The sequence below is a fragment of the Carnobacterium sp. CP1 genome (assembly GCF_001483965.1).
GTDB lineage: Bacteria > Bacillota > Bacilli > Lactobacillales > Carnobacteriaceae > Carnobacterium_A > Carnobacterium_A antarcticum.
In genome coordinates, this window is record NZ_CP010796.1 from 998,845 (window position 1) to 1,024,889 (window position 26,045).

The following is a 26,045-nucleotide window of genomic DNA, read 5'->3' on the forward strand; positions in this document are numbered from 1 at the left end:
AAACTCGACCTGTTTTAGCAGTCATTTGTCTCGGATTCTCTCTTTTGGGACGAACTCGTCTTGTTTTAACGATTGTTTGTCTCGGAATGAGTCTTGCCGGCAAACTTTCTCTTTTTTTAGTTACTGTATTTGAAATAGTTCTTTATATTTTGGATAAAGGGACTCCCACTGTTTCTTCTCATGGGTTACATCTGTTTTCCCCTCTAAAAGAGCTCGAATAACGTCTAAGCAGACATGCCAACCGGCAATGTCCCGCGGTGTATGTTCAGTAACCGTATCGACAAATTCTTTAAAAACTAAGTGTGTTGAACTCTCTGCAGTCTCATTCAACTGAAAACTGACTAACTCTTTATCCCAAGTGAATGTCAAAATAGTTGGAACTTTAACTTGAGTGATCGTCATTTCTTCAAAATGACCGTTTCCCAAGTCAAAGACGATTTTTCCGCCTTCGCTCAATGATTCGATCCTCAACTCGTTAAACCATTTAGCCAAATAAGCATTATCCGTTAACATCTGCCAAACCGTTTCAATCGGATAAGGAAAATCTCGGTTCAATTCCACAACCGTTTTGTTATTTTGTTGTTTAATTTCAGCTAGCATAGCCAAACCCCATTTCTCCTTATTCTTAAGCTTCTTTATCTTAGCAAAATCTCTATCAAAAGACGATTACTTTTCAACTTTTTCCCAGACCACAGTTATTTCATCGTCTTCATCGATTTCGATGATCGGCTGCAATTTAAAGAAATACAAATAATAAAATAGTAATGGCATCAGTGTTCGCTCCTTCAGTAATCAGCATTTGGTCTAAGGAACAGTCTACTAAAGAAATACGATTTTTTTGTTATCAAAAAGTAAAGGAAATGATAAGTTTACTCAAAAAAAGACTCCCTTCTTTTTCAAGTTGGAAATCTTTGAGCGGGCAAGTACCATTTTTTATTCTTCTTTTTGTTCTGCCCGATTGTAAACGGCAAATCCTATTGCAATAAGAAATATACCTATTAAGAGCGTGAAAAATTGATGGCCATCTGAACTGGTCAATCCTAGAATAAGGGCGATAAACCCTCCCGTCATGATGAATAAACCGTTTTTCAGCACTGCTCTCACCCTCGCTTCTTTTAATATCTTCTCTTATTAATTGTTAAGGAAACCGCTTTCTGTGTCAACGAATTCAACTTTTTAAAGGCTTTAAACGCAAAAAAATCTTAAAAAGAGACGGACCTCTTTTTAAGATTTTTCGCTGTCCATTAATCGACTGTTACACCAGCCATTTTTTTGTAGACATCAACCACTTCAGAAGCCATATCACGGAATGTGATAGCATTCATCAAGTGATCTTGGCTATGAACTAATAACAGCGTCACTTTCATATCTTCTCCTGAAGCTTCTTGTGTCAGCATAGATGTTTGTGAATGGTGTGCTTCAACCAAAGCTTTATCTGATTCTTCTAGTTTTTGTTCTGCTAAAGCAAAGTCGCCTGTTTTGGCAGCTTGGATCGCTTCCATAGCATCGCTTTTAGCATTTCCACCATTGATGATCAAACCCATGATGGCTTGTAAGTTGTCTTGCTCTCCCACTTTAAAACTTCCTTTCTAACAATTGTTTGATTATTTAATGAGTGTTAAAGCTTGGTTTAACACGTTTTCACCGTTCATCATACCGTAGTCTTGCATATTGATGACTTCTAATGGAATATCTTTACCGGCTAATTTTTTCTCGAATTGAGATTTCATGAAACGAACTTGCGGTCCTAATAATAAGACATCAATCTCTTTTGAACCTAAGTTATGATCGGCTTCCGCTGCTGAAACGGCGAAGATGTCTGCGTCTAAGCCTCTTGCTTCTGCTGCTTTCATCATTTTGGTTACCAATAAACTTGTACTCATACCTGCTGAACATACTAACATAATTGTTTTGTCTGCCATTATAATCACTCCATCTAGTTTATTTGTTGCTACACTTTATATAATGCAAGTTCCGTGCCAACTTTCAATTTAATGAAAACGTTGTCTGTTAACGCTTTCTATCTGTCCAAATGATTTACACACTAACTTAAAAAGTTACACACTACGTTTATCTGTGTAAAACAACTAAAAAAGCAACTGCTTTTAAGGGCAGCTGCTTTTAAATTCAAGATTTTAGTTTTAGCTGATTTTCTACGATCATTTGGACAATATAAGCCAGTTCGTCTTTAGGAATGCTTATGTTATAGTGCTTTTCTAACGGCATCAGCACGGTTTCAACGGCATTCAATTCCAACCGGTGTTGTTTTTCATAAGCTTCTGAATTAGGAAACGAACGCGAATACGCATTTGTTTTTAAGCTTTCGCATAAAAAAGCCAGATGCAACACCATTCCGGTTTTCACACCAGCAGGTATTCCCACGCTCAATTCAATTTCCAATTGTTGGAGTATCTTTTGCAGACGCAAAATCAAGTCTTTCACCGAACCCACTTGTTTTAACGTACCTGTTAACGATTGGCTTATTTGTTCAATAGGGATTTCTTCTTCTAAATGTTTTTTGATCAAATCCATTTTCTCATCATCAAAGGCATCATAAGCTGAAAAGTAAGGAATGTTTTGATGCTCTATGGGCACCGTTCCGATAATGGCTTTAATGCTGTACTGTTTGCTCAATTGATCGATGCGCTTTTTAAAATCTTCGGCCTGTAAAAATTGCAGCGGAATAATTTCTGCGGTCTCTGAATCGATAACAGAAGCTAATCGTTTTTCTAATTTTTTGGCGACCCCTTCTCCGGTAAAACAAGCGACTACGATCGCTTGAGGTTTATCGGGAACTATAGGCGAACTTTTAGGAGCGCTGTTTCCAATCGTCATTTGGCAGCTTTGATAAATGTCTTCTAGCGATCTTCCGACGCTGGCCATTCGAACGGCTTCCAACACAACCGGCGTACTGACCATTGAGAGCGTCCGAACGGTTAGACCTAGTTCTTCAGCAAGCATATCTCCAAAGGCGTTCAAAGACCCCATATCGGTCAAAACCAGCAGTCCTTGTTCATAGCTTTCTTGATCAACCGCAATGGTTTGGCGTACTCTTTCATACATCTCATTGACTTTCATGGTTAACGGCATGTTCAAAGCTACGCCCACTGTTGTATCCAGCAACTCTTGCACCGTTTCCAACATACTGCTGGCTGTTGATCTGCCATGCATCAAGACCATCACACCAACTTGTTGAGTAAGGGGCTGCGTCGGTTCTTCGACATCCAATGTCAAAAACATGGTAATAAAGCCGATTTCGTCAAAAGGAATCTCAATTGCCAGGCGTTCTTCAATAATAGCGGATAAATCAATAGCAACTTGAAATTCTTTAGAATAGTTTTTACGAACCCCATTTAAATCTGGATGAACGATCGGACGTCCTTCTTTGATGCGTTCAAACGTACTTTGCAAATGCAATGCAAAGGCGAATCGTGATTTGGTATGGTAGGTTCGCTCCAACCGCTCTGCTGCAAAATCGTATAAAATATCGGTCAAAGTGCGGATGTCAGCTGGAATCAACTCTTGGTGAATATCCGATAATGATAATTGCTCCACGTATTCACTGAAGTATTGTGTCATATTGTTTTGGATAAAGCCTTCTAAGTCAACGTCTTCCAACATTCCTTTTTCTAAGGCTTCGTCCACTCGTTCTTCAATCGCATTGTAAACACTCATATCTGAGACCGGATCTTGATTAATTGACGTTTTTTGGCTGGTTGGGACATAAGTAAAATGGCTTTTATGCCGATCAACTAATCGTTCCAAACGTTCGGGTGCTTCCTTGACTAACAACAGCCCTTTTTGAACGACTAGCGGCAAATCTTGTTGAGTAATGCTTAAATGATCGGTTTCATGTGTGCGGTAATGTAAAAAAGCTTTCGCGCAAACCAGTTTCAAATCACGTTGGACTTGCCCAATATTGGCTTCTGCCGGATACAGCATGAAAGCTAGCAGCACTTCGCGTTCGGCTACGATTTTTTGATTCAAGCGTTGCGCCTCTTGGTGCAAGAACGTTTCCACCAACTCGTAGCGTTCTTCAATCGTTCGCTCGGATAAAGGCGGCAAAGTGATGGTCATCGGAATCCGACGGTTAAACGTTGCCAATAAAACTTCAGAACTTTCAGTCGTCGCTCCTATGATTTGAACACTAGCGGTATGGGTTTCATTGCTTTCGCCTAAAGGCCGGTAAACGCCTTTATCGATAAACGTAAACAACATTTCTTGCCCTTCCGGCGGCAGACGATGGATTTCATCAAGAAACAATATTCCTCCGTCTGCTTGATGAATCAATCCAGCCCGATCTTCCGTTGCTCCTGTATATGATCCTTTTTTGACTCCAAAAATATGACCAAATAACAATTGCGGGTTTTGAGCATAATCTGCACAGTTAAACGATACAAAAGGCGCATCAGCTGATAAAGCTTGCGATTCCAAGGCAAATTGATACATGCACTCAGCAAATAAGGATTTCCCAGTCCCAGTTTTTCCAAAAATAATGGTGTGCAGCCCTCGCGGCGGGTATAATACGGCAGCTTTGGCTTGTTGGATCATGACTTTTAAAGAGGCATCGTGTCCAATCAACTGTCCAAAAGCTTTGCCGTTTTTTCCTTCAAGCGGTAAAGGATGTTTGTGTGCTTTGCTTCGATACAACACCGGACGTCCTTTTATTTTTTCAATTTGGTCTTCTTTATACAATTCGTTTAAATAGCGGCTGACATTTGCACGATCCAATTCTAGTGCATCTGCTATATCTTGAGCCGATAGTTTTTCTGAATGGTTTTCTATATACGTTAAAATATCTTTTTTACGAGACAGCATCCTACTCCTCCTTGTTGAAAACGGATACTTTCATTTATTCAAAAATAGCGGAAAAAATCCGCCATTTTTATTGCTGTTTAGTTATGAAGCATCTGTAAGTTTTATTGTTTATAGCTTGTTCTTTTTACGAGCGCCTTTATTTTTATCTATTTTTTTACGCCCTTTTTTCTTTTTCTTAATAGGTTCAGCTGATTCGGCTGCTGGTTTTTTCAGCGGCTCTGTTTTTGACTTTTCCTTTGTTTTCGGTTTCGTTTTTGTTTTTGCTTTACTATCAGGGCTAGTACCTTCTGTTTCTTCGCTTTCCGGACGTTCCAAAACCAGTTCTCCACCATAAAGATACAATGGCGTTAACGGCAGTTCCAACGGCGAAATGATTTTTTTGAATTCTCGCAATTCACGGCCATTCACTAAGGTCAAAACAGTTCCAGACTGTCCCATACGCGCAGTACGTCCAGAACGGTGAATGTAACTTTCTTTATTTAACGGCAAATCGTATTGAATAACGTAAGGCAACCCGCGAATGTCTAAACCACGTGAAGCGACATCTGTCGTCAACAATAATTTAACTTTGCCGTCACGAAACTGCTGCAGCGCATGCTGACGTTCTGTTTTGTATTTTTCAGAATGCAAAACAGTGACCGAGATTCCTTCGTATTGTAATTTTTCAAAAGCCAAGGTTAAATTAGCTACGTTGTTTACGAATACCAGCCCACTGAATCCTTCCATATGTGTTAAGCGGCGTAAAATCTCTACCCGTTTACGGGTCGGTGTTTCAATATATGCATGCAGCACTTCGCCTTTAGATTCGTCTTCTTCAGTAGCATCGATCCACTCTGGGTCAACATTGAACCATTTAGGCAAGTCTTCCATCAACTCATTGCTGGTTGCTGAAAAGAAAGCCATTTGGCGATCACCCGGCAATTTCCCAATTACATTGCGGACAGTACTCAATTGATCTTGTTGCAGCAATTGATCCGCTTCATCTAGAATAACCGTCTTGACTTGATGCAGTTTCAATTTTTTTGTTTCTGCAATTTCAAGAATCCGACCAGGTGTACCAACGATTACTTCCGGTTTTTCTTTTAACTTTTCAATTTGGCGAACTTTATTCGCTCCGCCAATCAATGTTTGGACAGATAGACCCAGTTGTTTGCTCCATTCTTGAACAACGGCTGCAACTTGCACAGCTAATTCTTGTGAAGGAGCTAAAATGAGAACTTGTACGCCGCCTTTTGGCTCCACTTGTTCTAAAGCTGGCAGCGTATAGGCTACTGTTTTCCCTGTTCCAGTTGGTGAAATCCCAACGACGTCTTTTCCAGCTTTCATAGGTTCATATACTTTATTTTGAATGGCAGATGGTGTCGTATAGTCCAATTCTTTCCAATACTGTTGTAATGCAGGTGCTATTTTGTCATTCATTTATGCGTTCCTCGTTTCTTCGTGCCTCTAATAATCATCTCGTCATTGACTATCATACCAAAAAAAGACTTAAATCAAAAGGTTCTTGAAAAAGTTGTTAGCGTTAAACTATTTTCAGTAAAGGGAATAAGAAGAGAGGATTCCTTTTTATTCCTAATCCTTATAGTAAGGGTTATTTTTCCTATCCTACTAAATACTATATCCAGTTCCTCTCATTTTTTCTATTCAACTATAGGCAGTGAAATTTTCGGTTTCGAAAATTTTCCGAACAACCAACAACTAACTTGGTCACGCAAATTCATTTTAATGGCTAATCAGTAAGTGTTTCTCGGCTTAGTTGTTAGATAGGTAGGCTCTATTTAACACTAACACTGTAACCCGTCCACTATCGACCCAAAAAAGCTGTTCCAAACAAAAAAGTAAGGCAAAAATGATTTCGTCATTTTTGCCTTACTTTTTTTTTAGCGAATCTTTAACGATTGTCGGCTTCAAATACAATATCGGCATCTTTACGTAAATCCATTAAAATTTGGTTCACTTGTCCGCTTAGTTCTTGCCATTCTTGATAATTTTTTAATGCCTCTTCATCTGTTGGATGATTCAATACATGAGCAAAAGCTAGAACTTCTTCGATCATTGGATTAGCAACACTGGTTTGAGCAATGTTTTCTTTTAGATCTGTTTTGCGGTCAATGATTTCAACGGTCGTTATTCCGCTGACGCTGTCCATGGAAAGGGTTTTGTTTAACCCATAGATTTCAGAAGGCAAATACGAATTAGCGATTTTCCCTGTATTGATCGTCACATCGAAGGTATCGTAACGCAAGATAACCGTTCCTTTGCCGTCCACTCCGGTAGCAATTTTCGTGCAGAAGTAGTGGCTTGATTTTGGTACGCCAAACCATGAAAGCGCGGCGTAAATAGGGTAAACGCCTAAATCTGATAATGCTCCGCCAGAAAACTTCAAAGAGAAGATGTTCGGCTCGTGGCCTGCTAATACTTGGCTGTAACGCGAAGAATATTTCATATACGTAAAGTTAGCGCCTTGTAAGTTTTCAATATTTTTTATTTCTTCTTTTACAATATTAAAGTTTTCTTCATGAATATGACGGGCAGCTTCAAATAAAAACACATTGTTGTCTTTAGCGATTTTCACTGCTGTTTCCCATTCTTTCGGATTCGAAAACATTGGCTTTTCAACAATGACGTGTTTGCCGGCTTTCATTAAGGTCAATGCTTGTTCAAAGTGTAGGCTATTCGGTGAAGCTACGTAGATCACATCTAATTCAGGATGTTGAGCGTAGGTTTCCAAATCTGTTTCAAAAACAGTCGCGCCATATGGTTCTCCAAATGACTTAGCTTTATCCACTGTTCGTGAATAGACTCCTACCATTTCATACTCACCTGTTTCAACTGCTGCATCCACAAATTGATTGGTAATCCAGTTTGTTCCAATAATTCCTAAACGTAATACCATACTAATCCCTCCGCCTAGATTCATCATCTATAGGTTTTTAAAAACTGCCGCTCTTATCCTCTGTTTACAAAAGATAGAAACCGCTTTTTTCATCTCTATCATAACAAACTTTTGCAAGCCTGAAAAGAAAGTGTCTTTATTTTGAAAAATTAGTTGTTCTTTAAGGATAAATTTGGTGATTGAGCGATTTGAAACCCATTTAGTTGGATTTCGTTGATCACTTGTCGAATTTTTTTCCAATTTCGGTTACTAGGAATAGATTCGATGCTTAAAACTTTTACCGCAGGATCCACCCATTGTTTCATCAATTCAATTTGACAATCTGTCAGCATAAGTTGAATATTTTCGCCTAAATGTTTTTGTTCTGAAAGGGTATAGCACTTTAATTCTAAAGAAAAGCGGATTCTCAGCATATCGGCCAAAAACAATTCGTGCTGCAAACCGTATTGAGAAACCACAACGACTTGGACTTTTTCTTTTTCTTGTGCAACTTGCTGCGTCAATCCTGTCCAAAAAGTGATCAGCGTAAAGATTAAGTCGTTTTCATTTTCACGCATTTTTTCCACCCAGTTGTTAGATGGGCTAGCTGCTAAAGTTTCTCGGACTGCTTTTGTAAATTTATCAAAATTTCTTTCTAAGGCTTTACCGTTTCTTTCAACTCGATCAATTAAAATATGTCCTGGTCCTTTAAATAAACTTCTATAAAAATAATGGCGGATCAAATTGGTAATAAAACAAGACTGATTTTCTAAAGTATAACCTGTTTGTTTTTTGAGTGCTTCAATAAAAGCTAAGATTTCCTGGAATAGACCAACTACTCTTGAATTTTCAGCTAGATAAGTTTTGTCTAGCGGACCATCTTTATTCTGATAAAGATAGGTCATAAAGTTTTGGTCTTCCAAAGGAATAGTAAAAGAAAGGTCTTTTTGCAACAAATCAAATAACGGTTCTTTTTTTGATACTTTAAAAGGAAATATCTCGTATTCATGGTCTATAAAGTAACCTTGCTCAATTCTTTCTAAACAGATAACGAGCCATAAAGCGACTTTACCTTGAGCAATTTCGGAGAAATTAGGAGTATTGACATTTTTGGGCAGTAACTCGATGTAAGTTTGGGCGGTATCTAACAAGTGGTGATGAAATTCATCAAAAGAAGCAGAATAATAATCCCAAAGAAAAATACTAAAAAAATATCGAATTTGTTTTTCAGTCCCTATGATTTTCACAGGTTTAGACTGAATTGCGAGATCATATGCTCCTAAAAAAACGTTGATTTGTTTTAAACTTCTAATGATCGAAGAAGCACTTGTATACAGCAATTCCGCAAGATCTTCTATACTGGGAATGTCCAGTTCAAATAGCTTATCGATGATTTGAAAATTTAGACATCCTTCCATTACTTTGCGGTAAACACTTTCCATTTGAAACGAATCTACCGTGGTAAGTTTGATTCCATGTTGTTTAGACGTTTCGATAAATGCATCGCCACTTAATAGACTGTTGTAGTATTGAATATCAGCTCTGATCGTTCCGACAGAACACCTCAGTTTATAAGAAAGCTCTTCGATCGTCCACCATTCATCCTCAGCCACTAATACTTCTAATAACTGCAGCCTTCTAGCACTGGAAGTATCCAATAAGTTATTTATCATGAGTTCTCTCCCTCTCCTGCTCTTCGTTCAATCAACTACCTTTCTCTTAGTATACCATTACTGATAAAAAACGCTACGTTATATAAAACGCTTACACATCTTTTTTTATACCTCACAAAAAAGCCGCTGGCATGGGAGTGTCCAGTCGGCTTGTAGAGGGCCTATAGTATTGAGTTTTTTTTGATGCGAGGAATAGCTTATTCATCTATTGTTAGTTTGGCGATCAATAACCTAGATGAGAAGGAAGGTACAACGTGGTTTTTGTTTCCTTATAGTTTATTTAAGTACCGAAAGACAACTAGCAATCAGCAGCAGAAATAGAAACTTGCCAAACTAAGCGGTGTTCTGCGAATCTGATTGTTACGGAGAGTTCGCTGTCCTTACATGTACGCCTTACATTTTGATTTAAGTTCTAAAGTTTATTCGAAAACCTTTTTTATCCCCTGTTCCTATTAGCGATACCTTGCTACAAGCTGCTTATCAGAAGCCAAGAAATTGCTTAATGACGACAAATAGTACCGAGCACCCAAAAATAAGCAGTGGTTCAAGTATAAACTTTGTTGCATGTTTTGCATGGCATCACTCCTCGCTTGTTATTAATAAGAGAATACCACTTTCTCATCAATTTTTCATTTCAACAATTGCATATGGATAGCCAAATGTTGAAATTTAAATAATATACGTACTTTTATCTCTGCCTTCTCGCTTTTACCCCAAAAAAAGACCAACTGAAAAATGTCAGTTGGTCAAACAGTTCATTAAGATTTTCGGTGGCCTTTATTTCTATGTTCGATCGTTCCTGGCATGTTGTCTCTTAAACGATTTTTTTCTTTCGGGTTTGCATCCAAATTGTTCAATAAATTCATGTCTTCATCCGATAAGAAAAAATCAAAAACATCAGCATTTTGTGCGATGTGTTCTTTGTCGCTTGATTTAGGAATCGGAATGACCGCGCGTTGAATACTCCATCGCAAAGCAATTTGTTCAGGCGTTTTATTGTGTTTTTTAGCTAAAGTCATCAGTTTATTTTCTTTACTGATTTTCCCTCTTTTAATGGGACTGTACCCTATTGATACAATATTTTCACTATCACAATAGTCATTGGTATCTTGTTCACTATGGCCAGGGTAAATTTCGTATTGGTTTACTGCTGGTCTGACCTTAGCTTCTTTTAACAGCGGAATCAAGTCGCCGCGTTTAAAGTTGGAAACACCGATCGCTTGTGCACGTCCGGACTCATAAATTTCTTCTAAAGCACGCCATGTAGCTAAGTTTACTTCATCGTCTTTATCAGGCCAGTGAATCAAGAACAAGTCTACATAAGCAAGATTTAAACGTTCTAAGCTCGCTTCGAAAGAGGCTGTTGCTTGCTCCAGACCCATGTCCGTTTTCCAAACCTTGGTGATAACAAATATTTCGTCTCGCGGGATACCAGAACTGACTGCACGGTTGATTCCTCTTCCGACATCTTCTTCGTTGTCGTAATGAGAAGCGGTGTCAATTAAGCGATACCCTTTCATAATGGCTGAAAAAACCGCATCTTCGGCTTCTCGTCCGGTCATTCCACTCGTTCCTAAACCAAGACCTGGTATGGTGTATCCATTGTTTAACGGCATTCTGTCTAATAAACTTTCTACCATAGTTATCACGCTCCTAGTTGTGTTAACTTTAGTTTAACGAAGACCTTTGCAAAACTCAAAAGAAAACACTTACACATAATCGTTTTATAACAAAAAAAACATCAAACCCTTATGAGGTCTGATGTGCTTCTGCTAAGATTTTTTTAACTAAATGAAACTGTTAGATCAATGTAACCACTACGATTTCCGGTCGATTATTGAAACGGAAAGGAAACGTGGAATTGCCGATGCCGCGACTGACGATCATTCGTTTGCTTGGCAATTCGGGATCAAAGTAAACGCCATCCGTATACACAGGAAATTTTCCTTGTCCGGGCGAAAAAAGTCCGCCAATAAACGGCAAGCGAAATTGTCCGCCATGGGCATGGCCGCTCAAAATCAAATCTGGAGCACGCGTTAAATCCATTAAATACTCTTCAAAAAATTCAGGATGATGCGCTAATAAAATTTTTGGTTTCATTTGCATTCCTTCCGTCAGCGTGACTCCTCTAAGAATCGGTTTGGGAGCTGTCTCAAAATTTTCTTTTTCAGATAATCCCATCAAAACGAAGCCATCATGATCGAATTCGATCCATTCGGCTTCGTCGATCAATACCCGAACGCCAGATGACGTCAGAATATCTTCCCATTCTTGTAACCGGCCGCTTCCAAAATCGTGGTTTCCAGTAACCGCATAAACGGGAGCGATCGCTACTAATGATTGCGCAAGAGAGCGCAACTCAACTTTAGGCAAACCATACCGTACATCTATCAAATCACCGGTCAGCACAATTAAGTCCGGTTTTTCTGCCGCTACTTTTTTCACTAACCGAGTCAATGATACTCCGTGTCTCGGTATATGCAAATCAGATAAGTGCACAATTTTTTTGCCGGTCAAACTTTTCCCTGAATACGGCAATTTGATCCGAAAATGTTTCACTTGCATCCATTTGTTTTGAACTATAAGATAAATAACTAGTGCAAGGAGCAACCCAATGATTGTTCCCAAAATACTCCATCCTGACATAAAAATTCCTCCAAATACTCATTCATTCGTTGTTCCTTGAATTTTGATGAATAGCTTTCTTTTATTTTACCATAGTTTCTTCAAGAAAGCGTTTTAATTCAAATCATGTTATACTAAAAGAAAAAGTGAGGTGCTTATACTATGGATAACCAAGGAGCAGGAAGCGGCAAAGAAAAGAGTTTAATCGAAGCAGCAGCATTAAAAGCCTTTAAAGAAGACGAAAAGCTAGATGAATTACCAGAAGAACAGTTGGATAAAGAACCAAAAGAAGATGCTCATCCGGAAGATTTCAAGCCATTTAAAGACCCTGAAAAATTAAAAAAACTAAAAAAAGAAGAGACCACTGAAGAAGAATAGGCTTCAAGAAAAAGGAATGCTTTTCTATACCAATCCAAAGAACCTTCGCACTTTTTTTGTGTGAAGGTTCTTTTTATACAGCCTGCTGCTTTTTAACAAAACACTCTTTTCTTTTACGTTTCATTTCTTTCAGATACGTATCTTCCATGTTTTGGTACAGCGATCTCATCAAAATCTCGGACAAGCCGGTCTAAACTTTCAGATAATTGGTCCCCCGTCATTGGTTTCCCGTGGCCTGTAATAGCGATGTTGGGTTTCAGCTCTGCCAGCTTGATAACAGAGTTTTTGGCAGCTTTCCAATCGGTCGTCAAGTACCTTGGCGGACCGCTGATTTCTTGTTTCTGAGTGATTACTTTGTACAAATCTTCCTGTTTGACGGTTACAAAAGCATCTGCGGCCAACAACAGCCGGTCTTCTTCTCTAAACAACGCCACTTGGCCAGGAGCGTGTCCGGGTACATGGATCCATTTGAATGCAGAAAGGTACGGAACGCTTCCATCTTCCGGTAACAGCTTAACATGCCCGTCTAAGTCGATGGCATCTATTGGAAAGATAGGAGACATCTTAGCGACCAAGCCGCCTTCAACTGTGTAATCCGGCTCCGGGTAATTTTTTTGACCGGTCAAATAAGGCATTTCCAGAGGATGAGCATATGCGGGAATGTGCCAGTGATTGATCAGCTCAATGACTGACCCAACATGATCAAAGTGACCATGAGTCAAAATAATCGCTTTTGGACGACAATCCGGACCAAACCGTTCCTCTGCGGCTGCAATAATTTCTTTAGATCGGTTGGGTGTCCCAGTATCCACTATAACAAATTCATTCGTTGCTGAATCGCCAATAAAACAAAGATTCACGATTTGAACGGTATAACAGTAGACATCTGGAACCACCTCTACGCCCTCTCCGCTTTTCACGGATGTTGCCGGAATCGTTTTGTAATCTTTTCCATAATGCATACCGGTTTCCATCTTAAAACTCCTCTCAACTCTTAAGTTTAATTAAAATTCCAACATCGCACCTCGTTCGTCAAAAACGGCTGCAGGATTCCAAGCCACTTCCCATAAGTTCTTTTCCGGATCAGCAAAATAAGCTGTTCTGCCGCCCCAAAAAGCATCACTTGGTTCTCTTAAAATAGTTCCGCCAGCATTACGGACAATTTTAATCGCTTTATCTACCTCTTCTTTCTGGTAAACATTCACCGCCAATGTAACTCCAGCAGAGTAATGGTCATCTGAAACCAATTCAACTTGCATTTCTGCAGCCATTTTTGCTACTGGAAAAAGTGTCAGGATAACACCAGCTGTTTTAAAGACAGCATACGTATCTGAACTTATTTTTGATTCTTCCCATCCCAAACCTTGGTAAAACAGTCTTAATTTAGGCAAGTCCTGTGTGACGATCGTGACGAGCGAAACTCTTGCAGGCATCATTTTATCTTCCCCTTTCAAGTTTTCTTAGTTCACTGTCACTATAATTCTTTTCTAAAATGCGGTCAAAGATTTAACTTTTTTGTCGCCGTATACTTATTCCTAAACAAAAAATAAACCACCTCCATTCAATTGATAAATGAGAGCTGATTTATTTTTTGTCGTTTATCGGGAGGCGTCTTGTATATTTTTTTATTCAGTACTGAACTCGTCTTGCTCTCTTGTTAGAGATAAAGACTGATTATGGATACATTCCACTAAATGGGTATACCCACAGAATCAATATCGCCTTTTCTCCACTTGTAAGTCGTTGGAGTTTCAATCACTTTTTCAATTTTATTTGTCCATTTAGCGGCATCTTTTTCATATGTTTCATAATTTTCTTTTTCTACTAACCAGCTTTTCTTCTGATCATCATACATTAATGTCAATATAACTGAATCAGAACTTTTCTCAGCCGGCTGCAACGCAAAATAATCTGCATCCGATAATTGAATCGAACTCTCTTGATCAACGACACCGTCAACGATGATTTTCCAGCCTTCATTGGTATTGGTCAGATTCAATGAAGCTGCGTTCAGCACTAGCCCATAAAAAGTATAATCGTAATTCTTCGTAATTGTTTTTACATATTCAAATAAATAGGCTAATTCTTTTTTGTGTTCGCTCGTACTGTTTTGAATCTTTTCTACATCTAAATTATTGGTCAAAGCTTCGCCATACGTTTGATAATAGTGCGCCGCTCCTGCTGCTACTTTATCTTGAAACGTTTTATTTTTTAAAGTTTCTTCCAGCTGATCAATAGCAACAGTTTCAGTACCCTTAATCAGATCAAGCATTTTTTCTACTTCAATGGTATTGCCAAATGGATCTTCGAACGCAATTGTTAATGGATGCTCTCCGATTACTAAAGGACCATACTCACCGTTTTCGTTAGCTGCCAGTTTTTTTTTGCCTGCTGTAATCACGGCATCTTGAAGTTTTCCGTCTGTTTCTAATGTAATATAATGTGATTTCACTTCAAATTGATAAGTTGTAAAGAAGACCCATTTTTTATTGCTAGGTTCCATCACGATCAAATCATCTTTTGTTTTCCTGTTTTCTTTGCTATCCGCTAATAATTGCTCTTTTAATTTATTTCGTTGATCATTGTGTTTGTGAAAATACCGTAAAAAAGGTTCAACACTATCTTCAGTTACTTTTAGTTTATCTGTATCAGATTGAATCAATCCATGCAGCGTTTTACTATCTTCATTTTCAATCGCTTCAAAAAAACGATCAATGGTACTTTCCTTGCTATAATAATTATGTATTGTCATAAAAAAGACCAACAGCAAGAGACTAGCTGTGCTTAATACGACTATTCTTTTTTTCATCATGCACCTCTTCACTTCAGTAAAAAAACCTATCTTCAATTAAGAAAACAAGTTTTTTTGCTGAATAATGATTATTTGTATAAACCGCCTCTAAAAGCTTCTTCAAGGTATTCATAGTAATTATTGCTTGATGACTTAACGGTATCGATTTCCCATTTGTCATCTATTTTCTTTAATTGGATGCGATATCCATCTCCGTAGGTATCTAACTCGGTAGGACTGGCTACGCTAAAAACTTCTGGCAAGTTTTCAAGCAAATATTTTTCTGCATCCACATACACAGCTTGGTAATCAGAATATTCTTTGTCTTTATTCTCCTCTATGTATTTGTCCATCAAACTTTCTACTTCATCATCCATATTGTCAAATGACAAAGCTTTCGGTTTGACTTGAATGGTTGCTGAATTCGGATAGACAGAAAGCAATTTTTGATCTACTTCTGCTACTTTTCCATTGCTCGTTTTAAAAGATTCTACAAGCTGATGCAACTCTTCGTTTGTCGGTTCATAGTCTGAAAAAAAGTTGCTTAACGCTTTTGTAAATTCTTCATCAAAAGATTCAGCTGTTGCTTCTTTATTGTTTGCGACTACTGTATCGTATTTTTCATTTTCTTTAGCAAGGAATACTTCATCTATAAACGCCGTTAATGCAGCAGATGGTTCTTCAGTTGTATCTTTGTATTCTGCTGTATCGATTTTCAATACAACATCTTTAATTTCTTTATCCATGTTTTCAACATCATAATACTGCGGTTCAAAATGCAGTTCATATTGGCTGTCTTGGTCTACTTTAAATACGAGGTAACCGGTTTTGCTTTTATCAGCTGACAAATTATCATGCCCCAACAATTTGAAAGATTCATCCTCAGAATAAACAGAAGCCGGTTCTACTTTGCTGTCGTTTTCATCGTATAAACTAATGTCTCCACTGCTGACGTTCAATGATTTTTTACTCTCGTTCTTAATGGTAACTTCTAACGCTAAGTATCCTTCATCTTCGCTTACTTCTTTATCATCAGGAATAATATATTCTCCTTTACTGATGACGATTGAAGCCACATCAGTTTTCCCTGCTTTTTCATCCTTTTCTGATGTTGCCGCTTTTCCTCCACAAGCAGCCAACACAAAAAAGACATTACATACCATAAACGCCAGTCTTAACTTTTTCATTTTTTCGAACCCCTTCTTTCAGTAGTTTAATATGAGATAACCCTCATTATAGTATAGGCTGTCCAGATAAAGCAATTGAGAACCCATTGATGATTATTATTCTTCTTTCTTAAAAGTATTTCACCACATTATCAATGTTGATTTTCCGTTATTATACAGAACCATTCTAATATTTTTATTCTTTTGGACAAACTAATCCTGTTTTAGTGCTGCTTTATTCCGATTTTACAGTTTTGGGGCAAACTTACCTCTATTTAATGCTGGTTTGTCCAGTTTACATACAAAAATATGAAAGTTCTAAATTTATCTATATTTAATAGATAAAACAAAAAAGTCTGCTAGTTATATATAGCAGACTTTTTTTCTATTCATTTAAACACGGTATTCTTTTTCTACTTTTGCCAGCTCTTCAATATCTTTTTCCAGTTGTAACGTGGATAAATTAGAGCGTACCAAAGAAAGTGACTGTGTTGTGTGATAACCGTTCGCGAATCCTGCCATTAAGCTTTGAGAAATTGATTTTCCTTGTTGGCGAGCGTAAATAAGACCAGCACAAATAGCTTCATTGGCTCCCCATTTATAGCGATTAGTAATATCATGCGGATTTTTATACCGAATGGTTTCCCCATTATCAGCTACATACACCAGCGTATCATCATTCTTCGTCACTATAACCGAATGTGCTCCGTAGCTAAGCCACTTAATAGCAGCTTGTTCTGCATCTTCTTCGCTTTTAACAGCTAAGTTAAGGAAAGCTTCCGTTTCATCGTGTTTGACGATTAATAAATCAACTCCCTCTAAAGACGCGGGCATATTGACCATTTTGGGCACTGAAACAGTAATAAGGACAAGCGGGATCTGGTGTTTCATTTTTAGAGCAATCAGTAGTTCAAGCGTTTCTTTTGGCAGATTCAAATCAGCAACTAAATACTTAGCTCGTTTTAAAAGAGTAAGATGCTTTGTTAACCATTCCGGGGTCATACAATGGTAAATTTCCATATCAGATAACCCCAAAAGAATATCTCCATTTGGATTAACGACTTCCAAAAATGTCCCCGTAGCTTCACCTTCTAATGTATCAACGGCTGACACATCCATAAAATGTTCTGAAGCTGCTTTGATTTTCTGCCATTCTGGGTCATTGCCGACAACTGAGAGCAACGCTGCTTCAACTTCAAGGCGGCCTAAGTTCTCTGCAATGCTGCGGGCAACGCCTCCATTTGTAGACTGTGTTTTAACATCATTTGTCGTTCCTTCGATCAGTGGTGCTTCCATCAAATAACGGCGGTCGATATTGGCCGCCCCGATGCAAATAACGGGCTTGCTTTCATTTAAAATATACGCTTTTCCTAACAGATACTCTTTTCTAACTAATCCTGAAATAAGATTAGCAGTCGCTGAACGGGATAACTTTATTTCATCTGCTAACTCTTGCTGGGTTACAAAAGGATTTTTAAGGATTCGTTTTAAAATCAGAGATTCTTTCTCATTTAAATTCATTTTTTTCAGACCTTTCACTAAAGCAGCGGGTTTTTCTAACTAAACAACTGCTTTAAAAACATTTGTCTTTAATCATTAAGCACAGTATAGAACTCCCTTAGAAAACTGTCAATCTAAGTTTAATACTATTTTAACACTTCCAGAAAGCGAAAATAAACAAAAAAACTGACTCTCCTACAAAAAATGCGGCGAGCCAGTTTCTTTTACTTTCTGATTAAAACAATCCTTTTGTATTGTTGACATCTAAAGTAAACAATACACCGTTTCCGGGTTTTTCAATTTCCATAGCGTTACTGATCGATGCTACAATCGCATCGGTTGTTTGCGTTTCTGATAAGATTAAAACGATTTCTTTTTCCGGCTCAATGTCCATTGAAAACAATTTACTTGTTTCATGACTGCCAGAACCGCGTCCAGTAATAACGGTTCCTCCTTGAGACCCCGCTGCAACAGCCGCGTCAATAACTTCCTCTGCTTGACCATGGTCGACAATCGTAAAGATAGCTTGATGCATAATGTCTTCAACCTTTCTGCTGCTCGCATTTTGTTTGTAAACACAGTTTCGATTTCCTAATAAATTGGCAATAGGAATCGAAAAGGCAATACCATGATTCCGTTTTTCTAATTTTAATTTTTGGGATAAATCTTCTAATGTTTTTTCAGCGTCTTCTTTTTTTGCCGCTAAAATGATGATTTCTTTTCGAATATCATCCAATCCTAGCAATTTCAAAGCATTATTGTTGATGGTCCCAAAACCATAAAAGACTGTACCGCCTGAAATGCCGTCTTGCTTAGCAATCTTTAATACCTTGCTCCCTACGCCATCGTTTACGATAAGACAAAGGATATCGTAATTCATTCCTTCAATAATATTATTCTTCATTTGGTTGGAATCCACCCTTTCCAGATTTTAATTTGAAAATCAAGCCTAACAGCTGCAAAGTAATAATCGGCATCATGGCCACCATTGCAATCATTCCAAATCCATCCAGCAATACGTCAGCTCCTTCAATGGCTTCAGCTGCCCCTTGGACAAAAGCTAAGATAAAGGTTGCGGTCATTGGACCTGAAGCGACTCCGCCAGCATCAAAAGCCATCCCGACAAACATTTTGGGTACCACATACATCAAACCGATAGCAAGGATATACCCCGGTAAAATCATGTGCCACAACAGTAAACCCGGTACAAGAATCCGTATCATGGATAATAAAACTGCCAAACCAACTCCGATAGACAAAGCTGTTAAAACGACTTTTCGTTTCACATATCCATTTGTAACGTTTTCAATTTGATGGGTCAGAACATAGACAGCTGGTTCTGCTAAGATCGTCACTAATCCTAACACGAATGCAACGAGGAGTACATAGAAATTATTATCCAATGAAGCGACCGTATACCCTACGACACTTCCCACTTCCATAAAACCGGCATTGACTCCGACTAAAAATAGAACCAAACCGATAAAGACATATAAAACGCCTTTTAAAACTTTATTTAATCTTTTTTTACTGAGCTTTAAAAAGAAGAAGTTATACGCTAGAAAAACAAGCAAGATCGGAAGTAAAGCAATAAATATTTCTTGCGAAATGACTGGAAGATGAGCGAGAAAAGGTTGGATAACCGATGTAGACCCTTCCAAATCAACTTCCAGACTTCCGGTCATTTCCCCTTGACTGCCTAAGATATTCATCAACATCACTGCGATGATAGCTCCAGATGAAGCAATGGCCACTAAGCCGAAACTATCTTTCTCAGAAGCTTTCCCGCCTTTTCTTAAAGAGGCAACTCCTAAAGCCAAAGCCAGCATAAAGGGTACGGTTAATGCGCCGGTTGTAGCACCGGAAGCATCAAAAGCCATCGATAAAAATTCATTTGATGTAAAAAGCGATAAAATAAAAATAACGAAATAGATTCCTGTCAAAAGCTTGTACAAAGGAATATTGTAGACGATTCTCAATAATCCAATGGTCATCATTACAGCTATCCCAATAGAAACGTAAATCAAAATACTGGTATTTGAGATGATGCCGCCGGTCACACCAGCAATCTGGTTAGCTAGAATATGCAGATCTGGTTCTGCTATGGAAATAAAAAAACCAAGCGTTAATCCAGCAAGAATGACGATCCAAACTTTATTGCTTTTAGCGACTCCTTTTCCCAATTGAGACCCGATCGGCGTGATACCGATGTCCGTTCCCAATAAAAAAACAGACAATCCCACGACAATAAATAAAGCTCCCAGTACGAATCTCAGCAATAAACTGGTTTCCATAGGGGCAATGGTGAAATGCAAAACGAACACAATTGCAACAATGGGCAAAACAGAGAGTAAAACTTCTTTAAACTTTTCTGTCAACACGTTCAAATAAATGGCACGCCCTTTCTATTTTTTGATCACATCTGATGAAAAAATAAACAACAATTAAAACCAAGCCTTTTATGAGTCTAACGTTTTTGACTGATACAGTTTCTTTCATTCTTCAAAATTTCATAGCTGCGTTACTACTTTTTTTATAATATATAAACAAGTTTAACACAGAACAAACAAATAAAAAACGTGTAATATTACAGGTATACAAATCTATAGTGCTTTTTTTCTTAACTGAAAGGAGCTAAATCATGAGAAAAATAGCCGACCCTCAGTAATGAAGGTCAGCTATTTTCAAATTCGTTCACATCTATCTAACTGAGCAGATGTATTTTTTATTTCTTCTTGTCTTCTTTTTCCATTTTAGCTTCTAAACGTGCTAATTGGTGTTTCGCAAATTCGCGGCCGCCAATACCAAAGGAAATGGCAAATGCAACAGATAAACCACCAAGGATAAGCAAGAAAGCAACGTTTACAATGCTTGTTGCAAATTGCAATTGGTTCAAGCCCATAAAGACAGCCATCACAATCAAGATGTATTTCACGATTTCACCGGACATCCGGCTGCCAGTTGATTTTGTAATGAAGTTGCCTAGTAAAGATCCTCCAATTAAACCAATACCTAGAATGATCAGTGCGCTAAGCACTAATGGCAAGTAAGCAATAACTGCTTTACCAATCGTATTGAGAACTTCTAAGTTCAACACATTCAATGCTTCGACTACGAAGAAAACAATTAAGACGACTTCAACGATTTGGCCAAGAATCTTAGCTAAATCAATAGTCATTTTTCCATCGCTCTTAAGGTATTTGTTTAATTTGTTGATGCCTGTTCCTTGCAATAAACCAGTGATCAGGTCGCCAACGAATTTAGCTAAAACAACTCCTACAGCTACTAAGATAACTGCAACAATAATATTAGGGATAGCCGCTAAAACTTGGTTCAAAACCATAATGATCGGTTCAGAAATGCTGCGGACTTGTAGCGTTTCAAGTGCTACAGTAATGATAGGAACTAAAATAATAACATAGACAACATTTGCTAAAACTTTAGCAATCGTCATTTTTTCACTTTGTGTTGGTGCTGCTTCTTCAGCTTCTGAACTAGAACTAGTCATTTTAGAAATCCATTTGTCAATATTGACGGTAACCAGTAAATTGTACACTAAGTTTTTAACAAAGCGTCCAACAAAAACCCCAATAGCTAAGATAACTGCTGCTGCAAAGAGTTTTGGAATGAATGCTAAGACTGAATTAAGCATGTTAGTGATTGGCGTTGCGATTGCATTTAAGCCTAACATTCCTAAGATTCCCGGTAAGAAAATCAACCATACTAGATAGTAGAGTACTTTCCCGATCGAATCGATCGTACTGTCTGCTTGTTCATCGGAATTGGTTAATCCCCATTTCGTTAACAAACGGCCAAATCCTACTGCTTTTAGTCCTTTTTGCGCTGCTTTACGGACTAAAATAGCTACGATCCAGGCTACGACTAACAGTGCAATGGCGCCTAGCAATGTCGGTAAGAATCCCATGAATGAATTGAATCCTGTACTGACTGAATTTGAAAAATCGTTCATGAATAACATCCCCTTATATATTTATTTTTTGAACTCTTTACACTTGCTAGTATAGCCTATCTTAATATTTTCTTAAAATGATAAGCCTTTTATTTAGCAAATAGTTTTTATTTGGAAATAAAATGGTAGTTTGTCACTTAGAATACAAAACACCTCAAAAGCTCAGTGGTTCAAAGAATCCTTACAGTACTCAAAGGGTTTGCGGACCTTAAGTATAGAGTTTTAACCTCTTTCCGGTAATTAAAAGAGGTTTGTGGACCTCATGGACAAAAGTTTGAACTTCTTCCGGTACTTAAAAGGAGTTTGCGTTATCAACAGAAATTCAACGACTAACCTCATCGATTCTTTTATTTTAAAAAAAGAGCTTCTAAATACGTCTTCAGTAGGTTCCTATCGTTGACTTGCTGCAGAAAGATGGCTAATGTAATAGATAATAGGCTCATTTCAACTGGGCGCAAATATAGGATAGAAAGTAGGATACGTATGGTTGGAAAGAATAAGCTTGAAACAGAAAAAATTTCTACGTTGTTAATTGAATTTTCAGTACCAGCGATGATTGGGATGTTTGTGAACGCGGTTTACAATATCGTGGACCGTATCTTTATTGGGAACACGCCTGGCCTAGGTTCGCTAGGGCTCGCTGCAGCTTCGATCACTTATCCGATAACTTTGGTCATGATCGCTTTTGGTTTAATGGTCGGTGTCGGAGGCTCTACACGTTTTTCCATCAGTTTAGGAAGAAAAGAAACTGAAAAAGCGCAGCATTATTTAGGCAACGGGGTCGCTTTAGCTATTATTATGGGCTTGTCGTTTACTATTTTAGGTAATATTTTTATCGAACCGATTTTAAGAAATATTGGTGCCAGCGAAGCTGTGTTGCCTTATGCAACAGATTACCTGAGCATTATTCTCTATGGTGCTGTTTTCCAATGTTTAGCCATGTGCATGAACAATTTTTCTAGAGCAGATGGAAATCCGCGTATTTCGATGATCAGTATGTTGATTGGAGCTGGCTTTAATATTGTTTTTGACTACATTCTGATCGTCCGTCTAGGCTGGGGTATGAAAGGTGCCGCTTACGCAACTATCGGCGGACAATTTTTATCGGTCATCTGGCAGTTGGCTTACTTTACCGGAAACCGCAGCAACGTCCGTCTCGTACTGGGCAACATGAAATTGAAGCTTACCTATGTCCGTGAAATTTTAACTACTGGAATTCCAGCATTTCTGCTGCAAATTGCGAATAGTGCTTTAAACTTCATCATTAATGCTAGTCTAGTCGTTTATGGCGGTGATGTAGCGATTTCCGTTGCTGGTATCGTAACAAGTGCCGTCACCTTGATCATCATGTCGATTTCAGGATTAACGCAAGGTTTGCAGCCGATCGTCAGTTACAATACAGGTGCTGACCGCATCGATCGCGTGAAGCAAGCTCTTAAACTAGCAAGTATTGCAGGATTTATCATTACTACCACTGGATTTTTGGTGATTCAGCTCTTTCCTGAATTTGTTGTCAGGCTATTCAACCAAGAACCTGAAGTTGTGGCTCTAGGTATAAAAGCTATCCGGATTTGGACAATAGCTTTCCCATTAGTAGGGTTGCAGATCGTCTGGTCCAACTATTTCCAAGCGATTGGAGAAGTTCGACTGGCCAGCTTTTTAAACTTAGCTCGTCAATTGGTTTTCTTAGTTCCGCTCATTTTGATTCTTTCTTCTATTTTTGGTTTATATGGCATTTACGCTGCTGTTCCGCTTGCAGATTTACTCGCCTTTTTGGTTTCTTTCTTCTTTATTCGAAAAAGATTTCCGAAATCAAAAATTTTGATTTAAAAACTGTTCGTCTGCTTCTATTTTATGTGTAAGGTTCATTTGAATAATTTAGTTTTCTGTACTATTATTAGTACGTTAGTGAATGGTAGTACGTTAGTAAAAAGTTATTATTTTTAAAATATATGAGGGTGGGGAAAAATATGTATAAGTTGATTGCCCTTGACGTTAACGGGACATTATTAAATGATCGAAAAGAAATTTCACCAGAAGTAAAGGATGCGGTAAAACGAGCCAAAAAAGCAGGTCTGAAAATTGCTTTGTGCACGGAACGCTCTTACGATGCTCTGATAAAGGTCATCCATGATTTAGGAGTTGGAAACGTCGATTACGCGATTTGTTTCAATGGCGCACTGGTAAAAGATACCAAGACACACGCCACGTTATCACGTGTCAATTTAACAAAAGACGATTTAGTTTATCTTTATCAAATGGGTGAACACATTGCTTGTTCTGTTCATTTCGATGATGAGCATTCGATTTATACACCTAACCAGCACATAGGAAAATATACGGTTCAGGAAGCTTATTACAATGACGCACCATTGCAGTATCGAAACATCTACGATATGCCAGAAAAATTTATTCCAGCAAAAGCTATTTTTAGTGCTGAAAAAACTAAATTGGAAAATGGCATCAAAAAGCTGCCTAAAGAGTTTTTCCACCGGTTTCATGCTCTCAAAAGCGGTCCCAATTTCTTTGAAATATTGAACAGCACAGCAAGCAAAGGCAATGCCTTGCATGGTTTGTGCGAACGGATAGGAATTGATTCCAGCCATGTTTTAGCTATTGGCGATGAAGAGAACGATCTTTCTATGCTGGCCTATGCAGGAACTAGTGTTGCCATGGATAATGCTGTTCCAGCAGTCAAGAAAATTGCAGGTGACTCAACCGCTTCAAACAATCAGAACGGTGTAGCTGCCGCTATCGAAAAACACATTTTTAATTCATAAAAAATAGTCTGTGCTTCTCTTATATAGAGGAACACAGACTATTTTTAGTTAGCATAACGTTTTTTAGTGTACTGAACGCTTTCTTGCACCAATTCTTTTAATACCTGCAAATCAATGTCTTTTAGCTTTTTAATGTACAGGCAGCCTTTGCCCATTGTATGTTTTCCTAGCCGAGCCAACAATTCAGCTCGGTGTTCATCATCGGGTTGGGAAAGGTAAATACTGATGGCTGATTTCCTCGGAGACAAACCTACTCTGCAAGAATCGCCTTCATGTCCGCTAGCATATTTATAGTGATAGCTTCCAAAACCAATAATCGCTGTACCCCACATTTTCGGTTCATAGCCGGTTGTTTCATAGAAGAGTTTTACTAGTGCATACGCGTCTTGGCGTTTTTTCGGGTCCTCAATCATTTCCAGAAACTCCGTTACACTATCCGTGTTCTCTTTCGTCTTGTTTTCAACCATAATGATCGGCCTTCCCTTCTGTTCAATCCATTATCTGCCGTGACATTTTTTGTATTTTTTCCCGCTGCCACATGGACAAGGTTCATTACGTCCAATTTTTTTAACTGTAACAGGTTCCCGCGTATTGTTTTTTTCTTTCATTGCTGCTACTTCAGCTGGCGACAAGCCGCGGTAACCCCATTTACGGGTTTGTTCTGATAATTCTTTAAATAGTTGTACAAATGTAATGACATCATCTTCCACCATAAACTTGAGGCCGACTGCTGCTAGCGTTTGGTATAATTTGTCCGGTTGTGTGCCTAAAACCGCCCCTTTTGAAATTTCATCTAAAATACGTTCTTCTGTCGCACTATCGTAACCTTTTGTGTGAATGTAGTTCCGCATATTTAAATAGTTTGGAGAGGCTGGATTAATTTTGTTTTCAGCATACAATTGCAGATCCATTTCTGTCGGTGCAAAATAAGGGATGTTGTGAGCATTTAATTTATCGTAAAAAGTCAACGCTTCTTTTTCATCTGCAAAATAACCATCGATCACTAGAGATCCGTTAAAGTAAAAATAAGGTTGGCGGATTCCAACTTTTTCAAGATAGTCGATCGCCGCTTCCTTGGTCAACACATCCGATTGGTGCCTATTCCAGACCGCAATCAGCTGATCGACATCGTAAACCCCATATAAATGGACTAATGCTAAAACAATATCGAATAATTTTTGGTTGTGTTCCAGTTTATCTTGGTAGCTTTTATCAGCAGCTAGTTGATTAAATAATGCTGCTATCTCATTTGGCAAAACAGGATAAAAACCTTCTTTTTCCGTTTTGTTGACATATAAGTACCCGTAATCAGCCACTACAGCCAATTCTTTAGCTTCATCAGTCGTGATGCTTAATGGCGTGCCTTCTGATTGTTCCACGACTTTTTTAAGTACAGCTACTCCTTTTCGGCTTGTATAAACCAAAAAATCAGCAAAATGTTGTTGCATTTGCTCAGCTAAGTCTACAGC

Annotated in this window: 22 protein-coding genes and 1 pseudogene; 3 read left to right on the forward strand and 20 right to left on the reverse strand. The window is 38.3% G+C overall.

The window, feature by feature from the left end; all coding sequences use genetic code 11:
• Positions 1–120: 120 nt before the first annotated feature.
• The 10 genes from NY10_RS04815 to NY10_RS04855 all read right to left on the reverse strand — a co-directional run bounded on the left by NY10_RS04815 (position 121) and on the right by NY10_RS04855 (position 12,012).
• Positions 121–600, reverse strand: coding sequence for an SRPBCC family protein (locus NY10_RS04815; RefSeq protein ID WP_058920242.1), 480 nt, complete (start codon positions 598–600; stop codon positions 121–123).
• A 333-nt stretch (positions 601–933) separates the two neighbouring features.
• Positions 934–1,095 (reverse strand): hypothetical protein, encoded by a 162-nt coding sequence (locus NY10_RS12660; protein WP_197408978.1) that lies wholly within the window; start codon positions 1,093–1,095, stop codon positions 934–936.
• Between the two features lie 149 nt (positions 1,096–1,244).
• Complete coding sequence (locus NY10_RS04820) at positions 1,245–1,544, reverse strand: PTS lactose/cellobiose transporter subunit IIA (protein ID WP_197408993.1); 300 nt, start codon at positions 1,542–1,544, stop codon at positions 1,245–1,247.
• Positions 1,545–1,604: 60 nt separating this feature from the next.
• The gene (locus NY10_RS04825) at positions 1,605–1,922 is read right to left on the reverse strand and encodes a PTS sugar transporter subunit IIB (protein WP_058918900.1); all 318 of its coding nucleotides are present in this window, start codon (positions 1,920–1,922) and stop codon (positions 1,605–1,607) included.
• Between the two features lie 205 nt (positions 1,923–2,127).
• Positions 2,128–4,818: a sigma-54-dependent transcriptional regulator gene (locus tag NY10_RS04830; RefSeq protein WP_058918901.1), complete on the reverse strand. Its 2,691-nt coding sequence runs from the start codon at positions 4,816–4,818 to the stop codon at positions 2,128–2,130.
• A gap of 108 nt (positions 4,819–4,926) precedes the next feature.
• Positions 4,927–6,237 carry a DEAD/DEAH box helicase gene (locus NY10_RS04835; RefSeq protein ID WP_058918902.1) on the reverse strand — a complete coding sequence of 437 codons (1,311 nt, stop codon included), beginning with the start codon at positions 6,235–6,237 and terminating at the stop codon, positions 4,927–4,929.
• Between the two features lie 472 nt (positions 6,238–6,709).
• Complete coding sequence (locus tag NY10_RS04840; RefSeq protein ID WP_058918903.1) at positions 6,710–7,714, reverse strand: Gfo/Idh/MocA family protein; 1,005 nt, start codon at positions 7,712–7,714, stop codon at positions 6,710–6,712.
• Positions 7,715–7,863: 149 nt separating this feature from the next.
• Positions 7,864–9,366: an AcpB/EbpR/MafR family transcriptional regulator gene (locus NY10_RS04845; RefSeq protein ID WP_058918904.1), complete on the reverse strand. Its 1,503-nt coding sequence runs from the start codon at positions 9,364–9,366 to the stop codon at positions 7,864–7,866.
• A gap of 758 nt (positions 9,367–10,124) precedes the next feature.
• Complete coding sequence (locus tag NY10_RS04850; RefSeq protein ID WP_058918905.1) at positions 10,125–11,006, reverse strand: aldo/keto reductase; 882 nt, start codon at positions 11,004–11,006, stop codon at positions 10,125–10,127.
• Positions 11,007–11,166: 160 nt separating this feature from the next.
• A complete protein-coding gene (locus tag NY10_RS04855) occupies positions 11,167–12,012 on the reverse strand; it encodes a metallophosphoesterase (protein ID WP_058918906.1) in 846 nt (281 codons plus the stop codon).
• 141 nt (positions 12,013–12,153) lie between these two features.
• On the opposite strand from NY10_RS04855, the gene NY10_RS04860 reads away from it, so the two are divergent.
• Entirely contained in the window at positions 12,154–12,369 is a 216-nt protein-coding gene (locus NY10_RS04860) for a hypothetical protein (RefSeq protein WP_058918907.1), read from the forward strand.
• A 113-nt stretch (positions 12,370–12,482) separates the two neighbouring features.
• Here NY10_RS04860 and NY10_RS04865 read toward each other — a convergent pair whose 3' ends face one another.
• The 8 genes from NY10_RS04865 to NY10_RS04900 form a co-directional block, all read right to left on the reverse strand.
• Complete coding sequence (locus NY10_RS04865; RefSeq protein ID WP_058918908.1) at positions 12,483–13,343, reverse strand: MBL fold metallo-hydrolase; 861 nt, start codon at positions 13,341–13,343, stop codon at positions 12,483–12,485.
• A 30-nt stretch (positions 13,344–13,373) separates the two neighbouring features.
• On the reverse strand, positions 13,374–13,805 hold the full coding sequence (locus tag NY10_RS04870; protein ID WP_058918909.1) for a VOC family protein: 432 nt from the start codon (positions 13,803–13,805) through the stop codon (positions 13,374–13,376).
• Between the two features lie 254 nt (positions 13,806–14,059).
• Positions 14,060–15,181 carry a YvbJ-related protein gene (locus NY10_RS04875; protein ID WP_197408979.1) on the reverse strand — a complete coding sequence of 374 codons (1,122 nt, stop codon included), beginning with the start codon at positions 15,179–15,181 and terminating at the stop codon, positions 14,060–14,062.
• 68 nt (positions 15,182–15,249) lie between these two features.
• Positions 15,250–16,347 carry a DUF5105 domain-containing protein gene (locus NY10_RS04880; protein ID WP_058918911.1) on the reverse strand — a complete coding sequence of 366 codons (1,098 nt, stop codon included), beginning with the start codon at positions 16,345–16,347 and terminating at the stop codon, positions 15,250–15,252.
• Between the two features lie 372 nt (positions 16,348–16,719).
• The gene (locus NY10_RS04885; protein WP_058918912.1) at positions 16,720–17,847 is read right to left on the reverse strand and encodes a PfkB family carbohydrate kinase; all 1,128 of its coding nucleotides are present in this window, start codon (positions 17,845–17,847) and stop codon (positions 16,720–16,722) included.
• Positions 17,848–18,061: 214 nt separating this feature from the next.
• Positions 18,062–18,730, reverse strand: coding sequence for a P-II family nitrogen regulator (locus NY10_RS04890; RefSeq protein ID WP_058918913.1), 669 nt, complete (start codon positions 18,728–18,730; stop codon positions 18,062–18,064).
• Positions 18,720–20,207, reverse strand: a complete 1,488-nt coding sequence (locus NY10_RS04895) for a DUF1538 domain-containing protein (protein ID WP_335338712.1) — start codon at positions 20,205–20,207, stop codon at positions 18,720–18,722. Before NY10_RS04895 ends, NY10_RS04890 begins: the two co-directional genes overlap by 11 nt.
• A 344-nt stretch (positions 20,208–20,551) precedes the next feature.
• The gene (locus NY10_RS04900; RefSeq protein ID WP_058918915.1) at positions 20,552–21,796 is read right to left on the reverse strand and encodes a mechanosensitive ion channel; all 1,245 of its coding nucleotides are present in this window, start codon (positions 21,794–21,796) and stop codon (positions 20,552–20,554) included.
• A gap of 483 nt (positions 21,797–22,279) precedes the next feature.
• On the opposite strand from NY10_RS04900, the gene NY10_RS04905 reads away from it, so the two are divergent.
• Positions 22,280–23,626 carry an MATE family efflux transporter gene (locus NY10_RS04905; protein ID WP_058918916.1) on the forward strand — a complete coding sequence of 449 codons (1,347 nt, stop codon included), beginning with the start codon at positions 22,280–22,282 and terminating at the stop codon, positions 23,624–23,626.
• A 140-nt stretch (positions 23,627–23,766) separates the two neighbouring features.
• Positions 23,767–24,576, forward strand: coding sequence for a Cof-type HAD-IIB family hydrolase (locus tag NY10_RS04910; protein ID WP_058918917.1), 810 nt, complete (start codon positions 23,767–23,769; stop codon positions 24,574–24,576).
• Between the two features lie 44 nt (positions 24,577–24,620).
• Here NY10_RS04910 and NY10_RS04915 read toward each other — a convergent pair whose 3' ends face one another.
• Positions 24,621–25,043 (reverse strand): DUF1801 domain-containing protein, encoded by a 423-nt coding sequence (locus tag NY10_RS04915; protein ID WP_058918918.1) that lies wholly within the window; start codon positions 25,041–25,043, stop codon positions 24,621–24,623.
• 30 nt (positions 25,044–25,073) lie between these two features.
• A pseudogene (locus NY10_RS12975) lies at positions 25,074–25,205 on the reverse strand (SEC-C metal-binding domain-containing protein); the annotation flags it as partial.
• Positions 25,206–26,045: the final 840 nt, after the last annotated feature.